General features: G+C 63.9%; 20 protein-coding genes and 1 riboswitch. Of the genes, 13 read left to right on the plus strand and 7 right to left on the minus strand.

Going from position 1 to position 20250, the window contains the following annotated elements:
- Positions 1 to 95: 95 nt before the first annotated feature.
- Positions 96 to 294: riboswitch (cobalamin riboswitch) on the plus strand.
- Between the two features lie 36 nt (positions 295 to 330).
- The 4 genes from O7A70_RS18760 to cobO are packed head-to-tail and all read left to right on the plus strand — an operon-like array spanning position 331 to position 2453.
- Entirely contained in the window at positions 331 to 510 is a 180-nt protein-coding gene (locus O7A70_RS18760) for a CbtB domain-containing protein (protein ID WP_140502595.1), read from the plus strand.
- 15 nt (positions 511 to 525) lie between these two features.
- Positions 526 to 1329 (plus strand): CbtA family protein, encoded by an 804-nt coding sequence (locus tag O7A70_RS18765; RefSeq protein WP_337141711.1) that lies wholly within the window; start codon positions 526 to 528, stop codon positions 1327 to 1329.
- A complete protein-coding gene (gene cobU / locus O7A70_RS18770) occupies positions 1322 to 1837 on the plus strand; it encodes a bifunctional adenosylcobinamide kinase/adenosylcobinamide-phosphate guanylyltransferase (protein WP_337141712.1) in 516 nt (171 codons plus the stop codon). The genes O7A70_RS18765 and cobU overlap by 8 nt, the downstream gene beginning before the upstream one ends.
- 1 nt (position 1838) lies before the next feature.
- Complete coding sequence (cobO, locus tag O7A70_RS18775; RefSeq protein ID WP_337141713.1) at positions 1839 to 2453, plus strand: cob(I)yrinic acid a,c-diamide adenosyltransferase; 615 nt, start codon at positions 1839 to 1841, stop codon at positions 2451 to 2453.
- Here the strand turns inward: cobO and cbiB are convergent.
- Positions 2450 to 3424 (minus strand): adenosylcobinamide-phosphate synthase CbiB, encoded by a 975-nt coding sequence (gene cbiB, locus O7A70_RS18780; protein ID WP_337141714.1) that lies wholly within the window; start codon positions 3422 to 3424, stop codon positions 2450 to 2452. The two genes, cobO and cbiB, sit on opposite strands and share 4 nt — an antisense overlap.
- Between cbiB and cobD the strand changes: the two genes are divergently transcribed.
- Positions 3423 to 4469, plus strand: a complete 1047-nt coding sequence (gene cobD, locus O7A70_RS18785; RefSeq protein ID WP_337141715.1) for a threonine-phosphate decarboxylase CobD — start codon at positions 3423 to 3425, stop codon at positions 4467 to 4469. The two genes, cbiB and cobD, sit on opposite strands and share 2 nt — an antisense overlap.
- Positions 4466 to 4975, plus strand: a complete 510-nt coding sequence (locus O7A70_RS18790) for a tyrosine phosphatase family protein (protein ID WP_337141717.1) — start codon at positions 4466 to 4468, stop codon at positions 4973 to 4975. The genes cobD and O7A70_RS18790 overlap by 4 nt, the downstream gene beginning before the upstream one ends.
- Positions 4976 to 4979: 4 nt before the next feature.
- Here the strand turns inward: O7A70_RS18790 and O7A70_RS18795 are convergent, their stop codons facing one another.
- Together O7A70_RS18795 and O7A70_RS18800 are read right to left on the minus strand one after the other, a co-directional pair.
- Positions 4980 to 5783, minus strand: coding sequence for a creatininase family protein (locus tag O7A70_RS18795; RefSeq protein WP_337141718.1), 804 nt, complete (start codon positions 5781 to 5783; stop codon positions 4980 to 4982).
- Between the two features lie 56 nt (positions 5784 to 5839).
- The gene (locus O7A70_RS18800; protein WP_337141719.1) at positions 5840 to 6223 is read right to left on the minus strand and encodes a RidA family protein; all 384 of its coding nucleotides are present in this window, start codon (positions 6221 to 6223) and stop codon (positions 5840 to 5842) included.
- Between the two features lie 268 nt (positions 6224 to 6491).
- Between O7A70_RS18800 and O7A70_RS18805 the strand changes: the two genes are divergently transcribed.
- From O7A70_RS18805 to O7A70_RS18835, 7 genes are read left to right on the plus strand one after another with little or no spacing between them, the layout of a single operon-like run.
- Positions 6492 to 7496 (plus strand): ABC transporter substrate-binding protein, encoded by a 1005-nt coding sequence (locus O7A70_RS18805; RefSeq protein WP_027146496.1) that lies wholly within the window; start codon positions 6492 to 6494, stop codon positions 7494 to 7496.
- A gap of 11 nt (positions 7497 to 7507) precedes the next feature.
- The gene (locus O7A70_RS18810) at positions 7508 to 8332 is read left to right on the plus strand and encodes an ABC transporter ATP-binding protein (protein ID WP_337141720.1); all 825 of its coding nucleotides are present in this window, start codon (positions 7508 to 7510) and stop codon (positions 8330 to 8332) included.
- Entirely contained in the window at positions 8319 to 9167 is an 849-nt protein-coding gene (locus tag O7A70_RS18815) for an ABC transporter permease (RefSeq protein ID WP_027146494.1), read from the plus strand. The genes O7A70_RS18810 and O7A70_RS18815 overlap by 14 nt, the downstream gene beginning before the upstream one ends.
- Before the next feature lie 4 nt (positions 9168 to 9171).
- Positions 9172 to 10473: a cytosine deaminase gene (locus tag O7A70_RS18820; protein ID WP_337141721.1), complete on the plus strand. Its 1302-nt coding sequence runs from the start codon at positions 9172 to 9174 to the stop codon at positions 10471 to 10473.
- Entirely contained in the window at positions 10473 to 11876 is a 1404-nt protein-coding gene (locus tag O7A70_RS18825; RefSeq protein WP_337141910.1) for an FAD-binding oxidoreductase, read from the plus strand. Before O7A70_RS18820 ends, O7A70_RS18825 begins: the two co-directional genes overlap by 1 nt.
- A 43-nt stretch (positions 11877 to 11919) precedes the next feature.
- Positions 11920 to 12501, plus strand: coding sequence for an NAD(P)H-dependent oxidoreductase (locus tag O7A70_RS18830; RefSeq protein WP_337141722.1), 582 nt, complete (start codon positions 11920 to 11922; stop codon positions 12499 to 12501).
- The gene (locus O7A70_RS18835; RefSeq protein WP_337141723.1) at positions 12501 to 13088 is read left to right on the plus strand and encodes an NAD(P)H-dependent oxidoreductase; all 588 of its coding nucleotides are present in this window, start codon (positions 12501 to 12503) and stop codon (positions 13086 to 13088) included. Before O7A70_RS18830 ends, O7A70_RS18835 begins: the two co-directional genes overlap by 1 nt.
- Positions 13089 to 13262: 174 nt before the next feature.
- Here O7A70_RS18835 and O7A70_RS18840 read toward each other — a convergent pair whose 3' ends face one another.
- Genes O7A70_RS18840 through O7A70_RS18855 form a run of 4 tightly spaced genes read right to left on the minus strand, consistent with a single transcriptional unit; the run spans position 13263 to position 20239 of the window.
- On the minus strand, positions 13263 to 15713 hold the full coding sequence (locus O7A70_RS18840) for a GcvT family protein (RefSeq protein WP_337141724.1): 2451 nt from the start codon (positions 15711 to 15713) through the stop codon (positions 13263 to 13265).
- Positions 15710 to 16891, minus strand: coding sequence for a pyridoxal phosphate-dependent aminotransferase (locus O7A70_RS18845; protein WP_337141725.1), 1182 nt, complete (start codon positions 16889 to 16891; stop codon positions 15710 to 15712). Before O7A70_RS18845 ends, O7A70_RS18840 begins: the two co-directional genes overlap by 4 nt.
- Positions 16884 to 17789 (minus strand): homocysteine S-methyltransferase family protein, encoded by a 906-nt coding sequence (locus O7A70_RS18850; protein WP_337141726.1) that lies wholly within the window; start codon positions 17787 to 17789, stop codon positions 16884 to 16886. The genes O7A70_RS18845 and O7A70_RS18850 overlap by 8 nt, the downstream gene beginning before the upstream one ends.
- Positions 17786 to 20239, minus strand: a complete 2454-nt coding sequence (locus O7A70_RS18855) for a GcvT family protein (RefSeq protein ID WP_337141911.1) — start codon at positions 20237 to 20239, stop codon at positions 17786 to 17788. The genes O7A70_RS18850 and O7A70_RS18855 overlap by 4 nt, the downstream gene beginning before the upstream one ends.
- Positions 20240 to 20250: the final 11 nt, after the last annotated feature.

The following is a 20250-nucleotide window of genomic DNA, read 5'->3' on the forward strand; positions in this document are numbered from 1 at the left end:
AGTTTGTCAATCAGGAGGGGAGCGGCCTTGCCGATACGACGCTCCTGCGCTGGCGACTGTCGGAATTTGGTTTGCCGCGCGCGGCGAATTTCCCTATAGTCACCAACGTCGTCGGTTCCTTTTTGGAGCCAAGAGGGAATGCGGTGCGGACAGGAATTCCTGTCCAATGCCGTGGCTGCCCCCGCAACTGTGTGCGGTAGTCCTCTCCATATGCCACTGAAGGTTTTCCTTCGGGAAGGTGGGGAAGGGCGCTTATCCGCGAGCCAGGAGACCTGCCGGCGACAGGAAACTGACTTCGATGCCCTCGGGTGGAGGGCGAAAGGACAAGACATGACTACCGCTTCCGTCTCCCTCGGCGCCTCCGTCTCCTCGCAGTCGCGCTTCATGCAGCTCGCGCTCGCGGCGCTGCTCGGCATGTTCGTCGTCGGCTTTGTCGGTTTCTCGCATATTGATGCGGTCCACAATGCCGCCCACGACTATCGCCACTCGATGGCATTTCCCTGCCACTAACGAGGATCTGACATCATGAATCTGTTTCGCAACGTCGTGTTCGTCGCGGCGGTCGCGGGGCTTGTGGCCGGTATCGTTCTCGCCTGCCTGCAGGCCTATGCGACGGTGCCGCTGATCCTCAAGGCGGAAGTCTACGAACAGGCCGGCGGCGGCCATCACCATGACCACGCGGCCGGACCGGCGGCGAGCAACGACGCAATGAGCAAGGTGGTGCCCGCTGGGAATGCGATGAGCTCTGCCGCGCCGGCACCCGCCGAAGTCACGGCACCGGCGGAGGAAGACGAGGGTTGGGCGCCGGCCGACGGTGTCGAGCGTTTTGCCTTCAGCGTGGTTGCCAATATCGTCACCGGCATCGGCTTCGCACTGGTCCTGGTCGCGGTTTCCGAGTTTGCCGGCGGCGTCGGCAATTGGCGCCAGGGCGTGTTCTGGGGGCTGGCCGGCTCTGCCGTGTTCACGCTGGCACCAGGCCTCGGCCTGCAGCCGGAACTGCCGGCGATGCCGGCGGCCGATCTGCTTGCGCGCCAGATCTGGTGGACGGCAACGGCCGCGGCGACCGCCATCGGCCTTGGCCTGATCGTGTTTCGCAGATCGCTGCCGTTGACCATCCTCGCCGTCTTGCTGATCGTCGCCCCGCACGTCGTCGGCGCGCCGCAGCCCGACAGTTTCGAAACGCCTATCCCGGAAGGCCTGCACCATCAGTTCGTGGTGGCGGTGACGGTGACCAATCTGGTGTTCTGGCTGGTGCTCGGCGCGGTCGTGGGCGTGGTGCGCAGGCGCTTCACCGGCACGGCGACCAGCTTGCGCGACAGCTTTGCCTGATCGCGGCAAGCTGACTTTCATCATCGGTGGCGCGCGCTCCGGCAAGAGCGCGCACGCCGAAACCCTGGTGACGGCATTCCCCCCGCCATGGGCGTATGTAGCCACGGCGCAAACCTATGACGATGAGATGCGCGAGCGCATCGCGTTGCACCGCTCGCGGCGCGGCGAGGGCTGGTCGACCATCGACGCGCCGCTCGACCTTGCCGAAGCGCTGGAGGCCTTGCCGGATGATCAGCCGGTGCTTGTCGACTGCCTGACGCTATGGTTGACCAATCATATGCTGGCCGATCACGACGTCGAGGCTGAGTGCCGACGGCTAGCCGACGTGCTGTCGCGGCCGCGCGGACCGTGGTTCGTGGTGTCGAACGAGGTCGGGCAAGGCATCGTGCCCGACAATGCGCTGGCGCGGCGTTTTCGCGACGACGCCGGCCGGCTCAACCAGCGGGTCGCCGCGGTTGCCGACACGGTGCTGCTGATGGTGGCGGGGCTACCGCTCAAGGTGAAGTGAAATGACCGACATCGACGACAAGGATGAAGAGCGCCATCGCGCCAAGATGGCCAAGCGCAAGGCGGTGCAGGACGCCGAGGTTGCGAGCAAGACGGTCGAGAAGGGGTTACTGATCGTCAACACCGGTCCCGGCAAGGGTAAAACCACCGCCGCCTTCGGGCTGGCGCTGCGGATGCTCGGCTACGGCAAGCGCGTCGGCGTCGTCCAGTTCATCAAGGGCAAATGGCACACCGGCGAGAAGGATGCGTTTGCCGCCTTCGGCGACCGCGTCGTCTGGCATGCGATGGGTGAGGGTTTCACCTGGGAGACGCAGGACCTGAAGCGCGATATCGCCGCTGCCGAGGCCGCCTGGGCCAAAGCACTGGAATTGATCGACGATCCCTCGATCAGCCTTGTCGTGCTCGACGAGCTCAACATTGCGTTGCGCTACGACTACCTCGATCTCGACAAGGTGGTTGCGGCGCTGAAGGGCCGGCGCGAGGGCCTGCATGTCGTCGTCACCGGCCGCAACGCCAAGCCAGCGCTGGTCGAGGCTGCCGATCTGGTCACCGAGATGGGTTTGACCAAGCATCATTTCTCGGCGGGCGTGAAAGCCCAGCAGGGCATCGAGTTTTAGAAAACCAGAACAACGATCACCGCGACCAGGCCGAACAAGCCAATCAGCAGGAAATCAGCGATACGGTAGAGTTGCAGCGCCCGCCTGATGTCGCCGCTGTCGACATCGCTGCGGCCGCCTTCGCCCATGAAGATGTCGTCGACCATGACACCGCCATAGCTGCGTGGTCCGGCAAGCGCGAGCCCAAGCGCGCCGGCCATCGCCGCTTCGGGCCAGCCGGCATTGGGCGAGCGGTGTTTTTTCGCGTCGCGCCGTACCGCTTGCCAGGCGCCGTGGGGGTCGGCGCCCTCGACCAAGAAGGAAGCGAGCACGATCAGCAGCGCTGTCAGCCGCGATGCCGGCAGGTTGATCCAATCGTCGAAGCGCGCCGCCGCCCAGCCGAACGCCTCATGGCGCGGGGTGTGGTGGCCGATCATCGAATCGGCGGTGTTGGCCGCCTTGTAGGCGGCGCCGCCGGCCAGCCCGCCAACGCCGGTCCAGAAGGCGGGGGCGACGATGCCATCGGAAAAATTCTCCGCCAGGCTTTCGATCGCCGCACGGCAGACGCCTGCCCGGTCCAGCGTTTCGGGATCGCGGCCGACGATCCGCGAGACGGCGGCGCGGCCCATGTCGAGGCCTCCACTGTCGAGCGCGTCGGCGACGGCTTCGACATGTTCATGCAGGCTCTTCTGCGACAGAAGCGATGTTGCCAGAAGGACGGCAATGATCCATCCCAAGGGGACGAACCAGAGCAGAACGAGCTGCACGCAAAGACCTGTCAGCGCCGGCACCAGCACGATGACCAAAAGCGCCTGGACACCACGTTGGCGACGCAGCGCGTCGGGATCAGTGGCGCGGTTGAGCCTCAAGTCGAGAAAGGATATCAGCCTGCCGAACCACGTCACCGGATGGCCGATGGCGCGAAACAGCCAGTCGGGATAACCAAGGACGAATTCGACAACCAATGACAGGAAAGCGATCAGGACTGACATGAAGCTTCTTGAAGGAGCGGTGGACCATGGTGGAAGTCTTGGCCGGGCAAGGGCGCTTTTCCCCAATGCCGTGCTGCCTTTCGTCGACCTCTCGACCGGTATCAATCCGCACTCCTACCCGCTTTTCCACCTGCCCGCCACCTCCCTGTGGCGGTTGCCGGAGGCCGCGTGTGGGCGCGAACTGATAGAGATCGCGGCCAACACCTATGGCGCGCCTTCCGCGGGAAACGTGGTGGCGGCGCCCGGGACCCAAATCCTGCTGCCGCGCGTAGCCTCGCTGGTGAGGCCCGGCAAGGCGATGGTGCTGGGGCCGACCTATGCCGAACATGCCCGGGCGGCGGCGATTGCCGGGCACGAGGTGGTCGAGGTCGCCGATTTCGCGGCGCTGGCGGACGCTGACCTCGCCATCATCGTCAATCCGAACAATCCGGATGGGCGCATCATCGAGCGCGACCGGCTGCTGATGCTGGCTGACGGACTTCGCGCCAAGGGCGGGCTGCTGGTCGTCGACGAGGCGTTCATGGATGTTGGTCCACGCGAACACAGCCTCGCCGCCGACGTCGGCCAGGCCGGCATTGTCGTGCTGCGTTCCTTCGGCAAGTTCTTTGGTCTGGCCGGCCTGCGGCTTGGGTTCGCACTTGCCGACGCGCCGACGGCTGAACGGTTGGAGATGCAGTTCGGGCCGTGGGCCGTCGCCGGACCGGCGCTGGAATACGGCATCCGCGCGCTCGCCGATCTCGACTGGCAAGATGCGATGCGGGCGTCGCTGGCGGATGATGTGGTGCGGGTTGATGCGCTGTTTGGCCGGTTCGGCGTTCGCGTCGCGGGCGGCACCACATTGTTCCGCTATCTCAGCCTGCCCGATGCCGGCGGCCTGTTTTCCGCGCTTGGCGAGAGTGGCATCCTGCTCCGGCATTTCTCCGACCGGCCCCATGCCCTTCGCGCCGGCCTGCCGGCAAACGAGGAGGAATGGCGCAGGCTTGAATCCGCCCTTGCCGAATGGGCGTCGCGGCGCGAGGATCGGTCGAAAGGTTCGAAACAATGATCCATGTCTGCTCGCTGGCGAAGATCGAGGAAACGGTGGCCAGGACCGGCGCCGACCGCATGCTGTCGCTGCTTGCCGCCGGCACCGAGGTGGTGCGTCCGACCTCGATCGCCCGGGAAAACCACCTGCATCTGGTCATGCACGACATCGCGGTGGCGCAGGACGGCATGACCATGCCGGGCGAGGAGCATGTACGCAATCTGCTCGATTTCGCGCGCCGCTGGGATCGGGCAAAGCCGATGGTCGTGCACTGCTATGCCGGCATCAGCCGCTCGACCGCCTCGGCCTATATCATCGCCGCGGCTTTGGCGCCGAAACGCGACGAGGTGGAACTGGCGCAGACGCTGCGCGTGCTGTCGCCTTCGGCGACGCCCAATCCACGGCTGATCGCGGTGGCCGACACGCTGCTCGAGCGCAACGGCCGCATGATCGAGGCGATCGAAGCGATCGGGCGCGGCGCCGACGCCTTCGAAGGCACGCCGTTCGCACTCAAGATCGATATTTAGGCGGCTATTTCAGCCACTCGGCGAGCTTCGCCTTGCGCACATCGCGCACCAGGCTGATGAAGCCATCGGCTTGGTGTTCCGCCGTCAATCGGCCTTTCTCCGCCGTTGCAATGCTGGCGTCGCCGACCACGCCGTTCGGGTTGAGATCGCTGGCGATCCAGGCGAAGGCATGCGTGCCGGTCTGGCGCAGAAGCGCGAATTCCTTCTCCGCGTCGGCGACGTTGGAAACGAAATTGTCGGCCTTGCCCATGTCGACGAGATCCGGCCGGAAATGCAGCATCAGCGAAGTCTCGACATCGCCGCCATGGATGCCGTGGCGGTCCTCGAGTTCGGTGTACATGCCGGCCGGACGGCCAAAGCGCTGCCAACTGGTCTTCACCGCCAGCATCTTTTCGCGCACGCGCAGTTCGCGCGTGACGATACCCATGATCTCTTCATTGCCGCCATGGGAATTGACGACGATGAGCTTGCGTACGCCGGCGCGCGCTATCGACAGGCCAAGCTCGGTCCACGCCTCGATCAGCGTCGTTGCCGGCAGGGTCAATGTGCCCGGCGCGTGCAGATGCTCGTTCGACTTGCCCACCGCCTGGACCGGCAGGATGCGGATATCGAGGTCCTCGGGCAGGCGTGCGATCACCGTGTCGAGCATGCCGTTCATGATCGACGTGTCGGTCGAGACGGGCAGATGCGGCCCATGCTGCTCGATCGCCGCGACCGGCAGCACCGCGATCGTCGTCTCGGGATCGATCGAGGCATACTCGGTTGTCCGGTAATCGCCCCACCAGACGCGTCTTTTTGCTACGGTCATGTCACGCCTCTTCAAATGATCAGGGCAGACCTAGCGCGGTGTGCCCGGCCTGTCGATCACCCGGCCGCGATCGCCTCGACCTCGACCTTGAATTCGGGCCGGGCAAAGCCGGAAACGATCATCAGCGTCGAGGCCGGCGCCGGGCTTGAAAACAGCCGGTCGCGGACCTCCATATAGGGCCGCAGATGCGCGCGGTCGGTGACATAGGCATTGATGCGCACGATGTCCGGCAATCCCAGCCCGGCTTCGCCCAGGATCGCTGCGATGTTCCTGAAGCAAAGTTCGGCCTGCGCGCCGGCGTCGTCCGGTATCTGGTCGTCCGCCGTGATGGCGACCTGCCCCGAGCACAGCACCAGCCGCTTGCCGGCCGGCACCTCGACGCCGTGGCTGTAACGGGCAAAGGGCGGCTTGATCGACTTCGGGGTGAGGAACTTGAACATGGCAATCTCCTGGATATCGCCAGCCTAAGGCCGGATGCATTGCACCATCAAGATGGCGGTGCATGTCGCCGGTGCGATTGTGGACAGGCGTTCAAAAAATAGGCACGATGCCCTTCGGTGCAGCACGACCTTTCCGGCTTTCGCAGATGGCTGTGGTGCAGGCGGGCGGGTCCCGGCGCGCGACGCCGGTGGCATGTGTCTTGCTTCTTGAATCTTTGGTGTCAAGCACGGCGCGCAGCGCGCCGGTGCAAATAAAGGGTGGTGGTCAATGTACGTGAAACAGAAGATTTCGGTCGCGGTGGTGGCTCTCCTTGCGGCCAGCACATTGGGCGCGGCGGCGAATGAAAAAGTCACTTTCGGCACCAACTGGCTCGCCGAGCCGGAACATGGCGGCTATTACCAGGCCGTGGCGGATGGCACCTATGCCGCCTGCGGCCTCGATGTCACCATCATGCAGGGCGGCCCGCAGGTCAGCGGCCGGCCGATGCTCCTTGCCGGCAAGATCGATTTCTACATGGGCGGCAATTTGCTGTCGGCCTTCGATGCCGTCCAGCAGGGCATTCCGATGCGTGTCGTGGCCGCCGATTTCCAGAAGGATCCGCAGGTCATCATGTCCCACCCCGGTGAGGGGCTCGACAAATGGGAAGACCTGAAGAACGCCGAGCAGTACATTCTGGGCGATGAAGGTGCGCAGACCTTCTTCCAGTGGATGGTCATCGAACTCGGTTTCGACGCTTCAAAGCGCGCGCCCTACACCTACAACACCGCTCCTTTCCTTGCCAACAAGAAGTCGATCCAGCAGGGCTACGTCACTTCGGAGCCGTTCGCGGTCAAGAAGGAAGGCGGCTTCGTGCCGAACCAGTTCCTGCTCGCCGACTATGGTTGGGATACCTATTCGACCACGATCGAGGTGATGCAGGACACGATCGACAAGAAGCCCGAGGTGGTCCAGTGCTTCGTCGATGGCTCGGCCAAGGGCTGGTACAAGTACCTCTACGGCGACAACAAGGCCGCCAACGACATGATCAAGAAAGACAATCCTGACATGAGCGACGAGCAGATCGCTTTCTCGATCGACCAGATGAAGAAGTTCGGCCTTGCCGATTCCGGTGACACCGAGAAGCTCGGCATCGGCGCCATGACCGATGCGCGGATCAAGAGCTTCTACGACAAGATGGTCAAGGCCAAGGTCACGCCTGCAGGCATCGACATCACGAAGGCCTACACGCTGGCCTTCGTCAACAAGGGCGTCGGGCTCGAGCTGAAGAAATAGGCCGGCCCGGCATGATGCGGGAAAAGGTAGCGCAAACGCCCGCCTCGGACATGGCTCCGACCTTGCTGGCGCTGCGTGGCGTCGGCAAGGTCTTTTCCAATGGCGTGACGGCGCTCAGCGATGTCGACCTGACGATCCGGGAAGGCGATTTCCTGAGCCTGCTCGGACCGTCGGGCTGCGGCAAGTCGACGGCGCTGCGGCTGATTGCCGGCCTGTCGACGCCGACATCAGGTGTGCTCGACTGGCGTGGCGGCGGTTCGCTCGACCGCGCGAATATCGGCTTCGTCTTTCAGGAGCCGACGCTGCTGCCCTGGGCCAGCGTCTTCGATAATGTCTGGCTGCCGCTCAGGCTGAAAGGCATTTCCCGCGCCAAGGCAGCACCGGCGATAACGGAGATGCTGGCACGGGTGCACCTGACCGGTTTCGAAGACGCCGTGCCGCGCGAACTGTCGGGCGGCATGAAGATGCGCGTCTCGATCGCGCGCGCCATGGTGACCAAGCCGCGCGTGCTGTTGATGGACGAGCCGTTCGCCGCGCTCGACGAGATCACCCGCTTCAAGCTCAACAACGACCTGCTGGAACTGTGGCAGGACGAACGCTTCACCGTCGTCTTCGTCACCCACAGTGTGTTCGAAAGCGTGTTTCTGTCCAACCGCGTCGTCGTCATGGCGGCGCGGCCGGGCAGGGTGTTCGACGAACTCGCCATCGAGGCATCCTATCCGCGCGACGAGGCGTTTCGCACCTCGCCGGATTATGCGGCCCTTTGCCGGCAGGCCTCGGATGTGCTGGTCAATGCCATCAATTCAACTGCGGGCTCGCATCATGACGGTCATTGACGGCACGTTGAAACTCGACCCCGAGGAAGCGCGGCGCGTGCGCCAGGAGCGGCTCGAGCGGATCGGCCGCTGGGTGCTGCCGCTGGCAATCATGGTCCTGGCGATCTGGCTGTGGGACCGTATCTGCGTGTGGAACGAGATTCCGCAATACATCCTGCCGCGCCCCGGCGTGGTGCTGACAACGCTCTACAACGATGCCGGCCTGCTGTTTTCCGCACTGCTGGTCACCTTGCGCATCACCTTCCTCAGCCTGCTCCTCGCGGTTGTCGGCGGCGTCGGCCTGGCGGTCTTGTTCGCGCAGTCGAAGTGGGTGGAGATGTCGTTCTTCCCGTTCGCCATCGTGCTGCAGGTGACGCCGATCGTGGCGATCTTTCCGCTGATCAACATCTATGTCGACAATCAGACGACCAAGCTTCTGCTGTGCGCCTGGATCGTTGCCTTCTTCCCGATCCTGTCCAACACCACGCTTGGCCTGAACTCGGTCGACCGCAATCTGCGCGACCTGTTCAAGCTCAACGGCGCGACGCGTTGGCAGCAGCTGCGCTATCTCAGACTGCCGGCGGCGATGCCGTATTTCCTCGGCGGGCTGAAGATCGCCGGCGGCCTGTCGCTGATCGGCGCCGTGGTGGCCGAGTTCGTCGCCGGCGCCACCGGCCAGTCGTCGGGGCTCGCCTCGCGCATTATCGAGGCCGGCTACCGGCTGAATGCTCCCAGGCTTTTCGCGGCGCTGTTTTTGATTTCACTTACCGGCATCCTGATCTTCCTCGTGCTGTCGCTGATTTCGCATCTCATTCTGAGGCGCTGGCACGAGAGCGCACTGAAGCAGGAGCGTTAGTGCCTTGATACCAACCTCCGGTCCTTACCACCTAACCAACGTCCGGCTTCATGCGTCGCTGACGCCGGGTCTTGCCGCGGCTTTCGACAGAGATGGTTTTGCGCTGACCGACATCACCGTCGCGGGCGGCAAGATTTCCAGCATCGCTGCGCACGCCGCATCCAAAGTACCGGCCGGCGCCATCGACCTTGGCGGCCGTATCGTGCTGCCGTGTTTCGTCGACTGCCACACGCATATCGACAAGGGCCATATCTGGCCGCGAAAGCCCAATCCCGACGGTACGTTCATGGGCGCGCTGAATGCAACCGGCGCCGACCGCGTGGCGCGCTGGAGTGCCGAGGATGTGGCGCGCCGCATGGATTTCTCGCTGCGCTCGGCCTACGCGCATGGCACCCGGGCGCTCAGAACTCATATCGACAGCGTCGCGCCGCAGGAGGAAATCTCCTGGCCGGTGTTCGAGACGATGCGCGAGGCATGGTGTGGTCGCATCGAATTGCAGGGTGCCTGCCTGCTCGGCATCGAGGGCGTGCGCGACAAAAAATGGTTCGACAGGCTGGCGAAACGCGTGGCCGCCGCCAAGGGCGTGCTTGGCGTCGTCACCTATATGGTGCCAGACCTGGAAGAGCTGCTCGACCACGTTTTCGCGCAAGCGATCAAGCATGGGCTCGACCTCGATTTCCATGCCGACGAGACCGACGATGTCGTCGCAATCTCGCTGAAGAAGATCGCCGAGGCGGCACTGTGGAACGGCTTCGAGGGAAAAATCCTCGTCGGCCATTGCTGCTCGCTGGCGCGGCAGCCGGATCTCGAGGTGCTGGACACGCTGGACAAGGTGGCGAAGGCCGGGCTCGCAATCGTGTCGCTGCCGATGTGCAATCTCTATTTGCAAGATCGTCGCGCTGATCAAACCACACCGCGCTGGCGTGGCGTGACGCTGCTGCACGAGATGAAGGCGAGGGGCATTCCGGTGGCCGTCGCTTCAGACAACACGCGCGATCCCTTCTATGCCTATGGCGATCTCGACATGCTGGAGGTCTACCGCATGGCGACACGTATCCTGCATTTCGATCATCCGGTCGCCGACTGGCCGCAGGCGGTCACCGCGACGCCGGCCAAGGTGATGCGGCTCGATGGCTTCGGCACGCTTGCCGCCGGAGGCGATGCCGACTTCGTGCTGTTCAAAGGTCGGAGCTGGACGGAATTGCTGTCGCGGCCCGAATCGGATCGCATCGTCGTGCGCGCCGGACGAGCGATCGACCGGCAATTGCCCGACTATGCCGAACTCGACGAGTTGATGGTGGAATGATGGATGTTTCGGCGTTGAAACGCGATCTCGACGGGATAAAGCTCGACGACAATCCGGCCATCGTCCAGCAGAAGAGCCGCGACTTCTACTGGTACAGCCCGGTTCTGAAACAGCAGCTCGACCATGTCACCGGCGACCTGATCGTGACGCCGAAGACCGAAGCCGAGCTGATCCGCGTGCTTGCCGCCTGTCACCGCCATGGCGTGCCGGTGACGCCGCGCGGCAGCGGCACTGGCAATTACGGCCAGGCGATGCCCCTGTCGGGAGGCGTGGTGCTCAATCTTGCGGAGATGAACGAGATCAAGTCGATCGGCCCAGGCCGCGTGGTGACCGGACCCGGCGCGATCCTGGCCGACATCGACAAGGCGACACGGGCGCATTCCGGACAGGAATTGAGGCTGTCGCCCTCCACCTACAACACCGCTTCGATCGGCGGCTTCATCGCCGGCGGTTCTGGCGGCGTCGGCTCGATCAATTTCGGCGGATTGCGCGATTTCGGCAATGTGCTGCGCTTGCGCGTGGTGACGATGGAGGCCGAGCCGAGGGTGCTCGAACTGACAGGCGAAGACCTGCACAAGGTGACCCATGCCTATGGCACCAATGGCATCATATCAGAGGTCGAGATGCCGCTGACGGCAGCCTATGAGTGGATCGACGTCATCGTCGGCTTCGACGCTTTCATGGATGCGGCCCGCTATGGCAATGCGCTGGCCTGCCAGGATGGCATCCTGACCAAGCTGATCACGCCGATCGCAGCACCCGTTCCGCAGCTTTACTTTAAGCGGCACCAGAAATTTTTCAGGGAAGGCCAAAGCATCTGCGTCGTCATGGTGGCGCAGCATGGGCTGGACGCCTTCCTTGCCTTTACGCGCCGCGCTGCGGGCGAAGTGATCTTCAACGCCGCCCTTGCCGCGCCGGAGGAGAAAAAGGGCCTGCCGCCGGCCTATGAACTGGCCTGGAACCACACCACGCTCAGGGCGCTGCGCGTCGACCCCGCGATCACCTATCTGCAGTCGCTCTATCCCTTTCCCAACCAACTGGCGCTGGTCGAGAAAATGGATGCGATGTTTCCCGGCGAGGTGTTCTCGCATCTCGAATTCGTGCGGCTGGACGGCAACATCACCTGCTTTGGCCTGCCACTGGTCAACTTCACCACCGAGGCGCGGCTCAACGAGATCATCCGCCTGCACGAGGACAATGGCTGCCCGATCTTCAACCCTCACCGCTACACGCTGGAAGAGGGCGGCATGAAGCAGACGGACGCGGTGCAACTCGCCTTCAAGCGTGAGACCGACCCGCAAGGCCTGCTCAACCCCGGCAAGATGATCGCCTGGGAAAACCCGGACTATGATTATCGTTCGGGCCGGACTTTTCTGTTCAAGGGGCTGCAAAAGGCAGGCTGATAACGATGAAGCGTTGGCGCCAAGACCTGCGGGATGTCCTCCCATGAACATCCTCGTCCTCTACGCCCATCCGGTCGAGACCAGCTTCAATGCCGGCCTGCACCGGATGATCGTCGAGCGGCTGACGGCGGCGGGACATATGGTCGATGACTGCGACCTCTATACCGAGGACTTCGACCCGCGGCTGACGCGGGCCGAGCGGCTCGGCTATCACGACCAGCGTGGACCAGGCGATGCGGTTACCGGCTACATTCAGAGGCTACAGGCAGCCGAGGCTCTGGTGCTGTCGTTTCCGGTATGGAATTACGGCTATCCGGCGATCCTGAAAGGGTTTTTCGACCGCGTCTTCCTGCCCGGCGTGTCGTTCAAGCTTATCGATGGCAAAGTGCAGCCGACGCTACACAACATCCGCAAGCTGACGGCCGTCACCACCTATGGCGGCAGCCGATTCCGCGCCATGCTGATGGGCGACCCGCCGCGCAAGGTTGTGAAGCGCATGCTGCGCGCCACGATCAAGCCCGGCGCTCCGGTCTCCTATCTCGCCCACTATTCGATGAACCTGTCGACCGACGAGACGCGGAAGTCCTTCATGGCGAAGGTCGCGGCCAGCGTGGATGCGTTCTGATGCGGGTGCTCGTCGTCTACTGCCATCCGGTGCCGGAGAGTTTTTGCGCCGCGGTCCGCGATACCGCCGTGGATGTGCTGACGCGGCGAGGCTGGGACGTGCGGCTGCTCGACCTTTATGCGGAAAAGTTCGATCCGGTGATGAGCTGCGAGGAGCGGCGTTCCTACAACGATCAGGCGCCGCGGGATCCGGCGCTGAAGCCGCATTTCGAACTGCTCAACTGGGCCGAGGCGATCCTGTTCGTCTATCCGACCTGGTGGTACGGGCTGCCGGCGATGTTGAAGGGCTGGCTCGACCGGGTGTGGGCGACCGACATCGCTTTCAAGCTGCCGGCTGGCAAGGGAGGGATCAAGTCGCTGATGACGCATGTGACCAAGGTCGGCGTCATCACCACCTGCGGTGCGCCGACCTGGTGGAGCGTCGTCGTCGGCCAACCCGGACGCAAGACCTTGCTGCGCGGCATGCGGGCGCTATGCGCCAGACGCTGCAAGACGTTCTTCCTGGCGCATTATTTGATGGATGCCTCGACGCCGACGACGAGGGCGGCGTTTCTGGTGAAGGTGAGGGCGAAGCTGGAGCGGTTTTAAGCGCGGGACTTGCCTTCTCCCCTTGTGGGAGAAGGTGGCCTCGCGAAGCGAGGTCGGATGAGGGGTGTTCCAGGGAACACCGACGTCTCACTCCGCTGGAACACCCCTCAACCGTCTCGGCGCTACGCGCCGATCCACCTTCTCCCGCAAGGGGAGAAGGGAAAAAGTGCCGCGCTACATCTTCGTTCGTTCCGCCTTCGGATCATACATCGGCTTCAGCGATGCCTCCGCCGCAAACCGCTCGCCGGCGATTTCGATTTCGTAGGTCGAGGCCAGCACATCTGCCTCGCTCTCGCCCTGGCAAGGCACATAGCCCAGCCCGATCGCCCCGCCGAGATGGTGACCATAGTTGCCCGAGGTGATCGGACCGACGATCTTGCCGTCGCGCAGGATCGCCTCGTTGTGGAAGAGCAGCGGCTGCGTATCCTTCAGCCGGAACTGGACCAGACGGCGGTCCAGTCCGGCTTCCTTCTTCTTCAACACGGCATCTCGGCCGATGAAATCGCCCTTAGCCGTCTTCACCGCGAAGCCGAGGCCCGCCTCCAGCACGTTGTCTTCATCGGTGATGTCATGGCCGAAATGGCGGAAAGCTTTTTCGATGCGGCAGGAATCCAGCGTGTGCAACCCGCACAGCTTCAGCCCGACATCCGCGCCGGCATCGTCGATCGCCTCGAAGACATGGGCGGCCTGGTCGCTTGAGACATAAAGCTCCCAGCCGAGTTCGCCGACATAGGTGACGCGATGCGCCCGGGCGAGGCCCATGCCGATTTCGATCTCCTGGAAGGTGCCGAACGGGTTGTTCTCGTTGGAGAAGTCGTTGGGGCTGACCTTCTGGATCAGTTTGCGCGCATCCGGGCCCATCACGCAGAGCACGCTCTCGGCCGCGGTGACATCGGTGATGACCACGAACTGCTCGCCGGCATGCCGGCGCAGCCAGGCGAGGTCGCGCTGCAGCGTGGCGCCCGGCACGACGAGGAAATAGGCCGTATCCGAAAGCCGCGACACGGTGAGGTCGCTCTCGATGCCGCCGCGCTGGTTGAGCATCTGGGTATAGACGATCTTGCCCGGCGCCACGTCCATGTCGTTGGCGCAGAGCTTTTGCAGGAAGGCACAGGCATCGCGGCCCTCGACGCGGATCTTGCCGAACGAGGTCATGTCGAACAGGCCGACCTTGTTGCGGACGGCCAGATGTTCCTCGCGCTGGTTGTCGAACCAGTTCTGCCGCTTCCAGGAATAGCGATATTCGCGTTCCTGTCCTTCGCGCGCGAACCAGTTGGCGCGCTCCCAGCCGGCGACTTCGCCGAACACGGCGCCACGCGCCTTCAGATGCTCATGCAGGGGCGAGCGGCGCACACCACGCGATGTCGCCATCTGGCGGTAGGGGAAATGGTCGGCATAGAGCAGGCCGAGCGTTTCGGAAACGCGCTCCTTGAGATAGCGGCGGTTCTTCTGAAACGGCTGGGTGCGGCGGATGTCGACTTCCCAGAGGTCGAACGGCGCTTCGCCATCGTTGATCCACTGCGCCAGCGCCATGCCGGCGCCGCCGGACGAGACGATGCCGATGGAATTGTAGCCGGTTGCCATCCAGTAGCCGCGCAGCTCCGGCGCCTCGCCGAGATAGTAGCGGTCATCGGGAGTGAAGCTTTCAGGGCCGTTGAAGAAAGTGTGGATGCCGGCGGTGGCCAGCATCGGCATGCGGTTGACGCCCATTTCGAGGATCGGCTCGAAATGGTCCATATCCTCGGGCAACTGATCGAAGCAGAAATCCTCGCGAATGCCATCCATGCCCCATGGCTTCGCCACCGGTTCGAAGGCGCCGAGCATCATCTTGCCGGCGTCTTCCTTGTAGTAGGCGCACTCGTCCGGCACGCGCAGCACCGGCAGCCGGCCGAGGCCGGGGATCGGCTCGGTGACGAGATAAAAGTGCTCGCAGGCGTGCAGCGGGATGTTCACGCCGTTCCGGGCGCCGAGGTCGCGTGCCCACATGCCGGCGCAGTTGATGACGATGTCGGTTTCGATCGTGCCTTGGTCTTCGCCTTGCGCCCAGGACACGCCGGAGACGCGGCCATTTTTCGTATGGATCCTTGTGACCTTCACATTCTCGGCGATGGTGGCGCCGCGCTGACGCGCACCCTTGGCCAATGCCATGGCGATGTTGGCGGGGTCGCACTGGCCGTCGAGCGGCAGATGCACGGCGCCGACCACGTCGGAGACGTTGAGATGCGGGTACATCTCCTTGACTTCGTTGGGAGAAATCTCGCGCACGTCGACGTCGAAGGCGCGGGCGAGCGACGCCTGCCGGTAGATCTCGTGCTTGCGCTCCTCGGTCAGCGCCACGGTGATCGAGCCGACCTGGCGCATGCCGGTGCCGACCTCGGTCTCGGCTTCCAGCTTGACGTAGAGATCGGCCGAATATTTCGCCAGCCGGGTCATGTTCTGCGAACCGCGCAACTGGCCGATCAGGCCGGCGGCATGCCATGTCGTGCCCGAGGTCAGCTGCTTGCGCTCCAAAAGCACGATGTCGGTCCAACCGAGCTTGGCCAGATGGTAGGCGACCGAGCAGCCGGAGACGCCGCCGCCGATGATGACGGCCCGCGCTTTGGTGGGAAGGATCCTGGCGGTCATGCGGCCTCGCGGCGGTAGCTGGAAACGAAACGGCGCAGCCGCGTGGCTGCTTCCTGCAATACGGGCTCGGGCTGGCACAGGCTGATTCTGATATGGCCGGCTGCGGCTTCGCCGAAACTCGAGCCCGGCATGACGCCGACCTTCTCCTTGTCGAGGAAGGCGAAGGCGAATTTCTCGTCGTCGGGTTCGACAGCCGAAATGTCGAGCATGACATACATGCCGCCTTCGGAACCGCGCACGGTGACATCGTTCATTCCGTGTACCGCATCGAGCAGGACGGTGCGGCGTGCAGCGTAGCGTTCGGCGATGTCCTTGACGCCATAGTTCTGCTCCAGCGCCTCGGTGCAAGCGATCGAGATGAAGGCGGGCAAGCCGTAGGTCGTCACCAGGTTGAGGTTGATCAGCAATGTGATCATTTTCTCAGGACCGGTCAGCCAGCCCATGCGCCAGCCGGTCATGCCGTGGCTCTTGGACATGGAATTGATGACCAGCGTGCGCTCGGCCATGCCTGGCAGCGAGCGCGGCGAGATGTGCTCGCCGCCGCCCAGCGTCCAGTAGACCTCGTCGGACAGCAGCCACAGGTCGTGCTCGCGGCAAACCTCGGCCAATTGTTCCAGCCGCTCGCGCGAATAGACCGCACCGGTCGGGTTGTTCGGCGTGTTGATCAATATGGCGCGCGTGTTGGGCTTGAGTGCCGCGCGGATCATGTCGGCGCGGGGTTGGAAACCATCCTCGGCCGGTGTCTCGACGACGGTGAAACTCGCACCCGCCGCACTGAAGGTGTTGGGATAGGTGGCATAGTAGGGGGCGACGACGATGGCGTGGTCGCCGGGGTCGAGAACAGCCTGCACGGCCGCGTAAAGTGCGGCCTGGCCGCCTGGCGTGGCGATGACCTCTTCCGGCATCGTCTCGACGCCGGTGCAGGCGCTGGAGGCCGCCGCCATCGCCTTTCGCAGGCGCGGCAGGCCTGGCAGCGGCGTGTAGTGATGGTTGCTGCCACGGACCGCTACCACACAAGCTTCGATCGTTTCCGAAGGCGTGTCGAAATCATGGTCGCCGGCCGACAGCATGATGATGTCCTCGCCGGCTTCCTTGCGGTTCCAGGCGGCGAAATGAACCTCCCAGCCGTCCTTGCCCGATGGCACGATGCCGATAATGCGCGATGATGGTCTAGGCATGTGAGACTCCCGAGATCGCGTAGCCGTTCCGTTGCAGCCGGTCGCGCAAGGCGGCGATATGGGCAGGACCGACCTCGCAGCAACCGCCGACGATGTCCGCACCCGCTTCCACCCAGCCGACAGCCTGTTCGGCATAAGCGTCCGGACCGAGGTCGTGGCGGGCATGCAGTACATCCACCGTGCCGCCATGCTTGAGCGCTTCGGTGGAGGTGAAGCCATTGGCATAGGCGCCGACTGGGCCGCCCAGTTCGATCAGTTCCGGCAAGGCCGCCGCGATCGCTTCCGGGCGGCAGCAGTTGAGCAGCCGCGCCGCCACCGGCAGATCGCCAAGCGCCTCCGCCGCCGACGCAATCGTCTCGCCACTGCGCAAGCGTGGCGTGCCGTGATCGGCCAGCGTCCATGACACCCAGACAGGCTTGCCGCTTTCCGATGCTGCGGTGACCGCCGCCCGCGCTTCCTCTGATGACGCCATGGTCTCGCACAGGAAGAGGTCGATGCCGTCCGCCTGCTCGGCGACGATACGGCGGTAGATGTCGAGCGTGTCCTGGTAGGAGATGGTCAGCGCCGGCGCGTAACTGCCGAAAAGCGGCGACAGGCAGCCGGCGATGGCCGCATCGCCGGCCTCGTCGCGCGCTTGCCTGGCCAGGTCGATGCCACGCTTCTGCAATGGCTCGAACAGGTCTTCCGCACCTTCGCGCGCCAAGCGTTCGGGCGTCGCCGAATAGGTGTTTATGGTGATGACGCGGGCGCCGGCGCGGATGAATTCGGCATGCAGGCCGCGCACGAGGTCCGGTTCGTCTATCAGCACCCTGGCCGACCACAGCGGCGTCGGCTCGGACTTGCTGCGCCGCACCAGCTCCTGACCCATGCCGCCATCGGTGAGGATAACGTTCTTCATGCCCGCAGCCTTTCGTTCCTGGGATCCCACAAGGGCTCGTCCTGCTGCACGACTGCCTTGAAGCGATCGCCGAAGATGTCGACCTCGACGGTGGTGCCGGGTTCGGTCAGGTCGGCGCGCAGCATGCCGAGCGCGATCGACTTGTCGACGCGATGGCCCCAGCCCCCCGATGTCGTCTCGCCGACGATCTGGCCCTCATGCCAGAGCGTCGACATGTAAGGCGCGTCGCAATCGCCGGGATTCTCGACCACCAGCGTGACGAAGCGTTTCTTCACGCCTTGCTGTTTCTCGTTCTGGAGCGCCGACTTGCCACGGAAGTCGGGCTTCTCCCATTTGACGAAACGCTCCAGCCCGCCCTGCAGGATCGAGTAGTCCGTCGACAGGTCGCCCTTCCAGGTGCGGTAGCCCTTTTCCAGACGCAGCGAATCCAGCGCGTACATGCCGAACGGCTTCAACCCATGATTCTGCCCGGCGGCGCAGATCGCATCGAAGATAGCGGCGGTGTCGTCGACCCTGGTGTGGATCTCCCAGCCGAGCTCGCCGGCAAAGGAGACACGGACCAGCTTGGCCCAGCGGCCGGCAATCCTGGTCTCCTGATGGGTCAGCCATGGCAGGGTCAGGTCGGCATCACAGACGTCGGCAAGGATTTTTCGCGAATTGGGGCCCGCCAGGATCTGCGTGGAGAATTCCTCCGTCCGGTCGATCAGCTTGAACGCCGCATCCCCGGGCATGTGCGATTTCAGCCATTCGAAGTCATGCCACTGCGCCACCGCTGCGGTGATCAGCGTCATGGATTCCTCGCTATGGCGTACCACCGACATCTCGGTGACGATGCGGCCCTTGTCGTCGGAGAAATAGACGAGGCCGATACGGCCAGGCTTCGGCACCAGGCCGGTCACTTGCCGGCTCAACCACTCGGCGGCACCTGGGCCCTCGAGGTTGAAGCGCGAAAAGCCGGGCAGGTCGAGGATACCCGCGGCGTCACGCACGGCCAGGCACTCTTCACGGACGCGATGCTGCCAGGGTCCGTCGCGGCGGAAGGTCAACGTGGCTTCCTCGGAGACGTCGTCGCCGTCCTGCGCGTACCAGATAGCGCGCTCCCAGCCATTATAGGCATCGAAGCGGGCGCCGAACGCCTTGATGCGATCGTGGATCGGCGACAGTTTTCTGTCACGTCCTTCCGGCCAGGCGTGACGCGGGAACTGGATGGCGTATTCGTTGCCATAGATTTCCATGCCCTTGGCCACGCAATAGTCCGGCGCGGAAGCAAAGGAGGTGAAGCGGCGCGGATCGCAGGACCACATGTCCCATTCGGTCTGGCCTTGCGTCACCCATTCGGCCAGCACCTTGCCGGCGCCGCCGCCCTGGGCGATGCCAAAGGTGAAGACGCAAGCCTCGAAGGCGTTGGGAACGCCCGGCATCGGACCGATCAGCGGATTGCCGTCCGGCGCATAAGGGATCGGGCCGTTGATGACCTTGGAGAGTCCAGCGGTGCCCAGGATCGGCACGCGGGCGACCGCGTCTGCCAGGTAATGCTCCAGCCGGTCGAGATCGTCGGGGAAGAGCTGGAAGGAAAAGTCCTCCGGCATGGGGTCGTTGTGGGTGGCCCAATGCGCGCGGCAATTGCGCTCATAGGGGCCAAGATTCATGCCCGCCTTTTCCTGGCGCAAATAGTATGAGGTGTCGACGTCGCGCAGCAGCGGCAGCTTCTTGCCCTGTTCCTTCGACCAGGCGGCGAGTTCGGGGATTTCCTCGAACAGTATGTACTGGTGGCTCATCACCATCATCGGCACGTCGCGGCCGAACATCCTGCCGACTTCGGCGGCGCGGTAGCCGGCTGCATTGACGACGATCTCGCAGCGGATCTCGCCTTGCGCTGTTGCGACCACCCATTCGTCCTTCTCGCGTCGCACGCCGGTGACGGGGCAGAAGCGGATGATTTTCGCGCCCATGTCGCGCGCGCCTTTAGCCAGCGCCTGCGTCAACTGTGCCGGGTCGATGTCGCCGTCGCTCGGATCGTAGAGCGCGCCCTTCAACTCGTGCGTTTCGAGGAAGGGGTAGCGGCGCTTGATCTCGTCGAGCCCGACCACGTCTATGTCCATGCCCTGGTGGCGGCCCATGCCCTTGGCGCGCTGGAATTCCTGCATGCGCTCGTTGGAGTGGGCGAGCCTGAGCGAGCCGGTGACATGGTAGTTCATGGGATAGTCGACCGTGTCGGCGAGCCCACGGTAAAGCTCGGTCGAATAGCGCTGCATGTTCATCAGCGACCAGGAGGAGGAGAAGGTCGGCACATTGCCGGCAGCATGCCAGGTCGAGCCCGAGGTCAGCTCGTTCTTTTCCAGGAGCACGCAGTCGGTCCAGCCGGCCTTGGCCAGATGATAGAGCGAGGAGGTTCCGACAACGCCACCTCCGATGATCACCACGCGCGCCATGCTCGGCAAACCCGCCATGTTCTTCTCCC

It is taken from the genome of Mesorhizobium sp. Cs1299R1N1 (assembly GCF_037179655.1).
GTDB classification, from domain to species: domain Bacteria; phylum Pseudomonadota; class Alphaproteobacteria; order Rhizobiales; family Rhizobiaceae; genus Mesorhizobium; species Mesorhizobium salmacidum.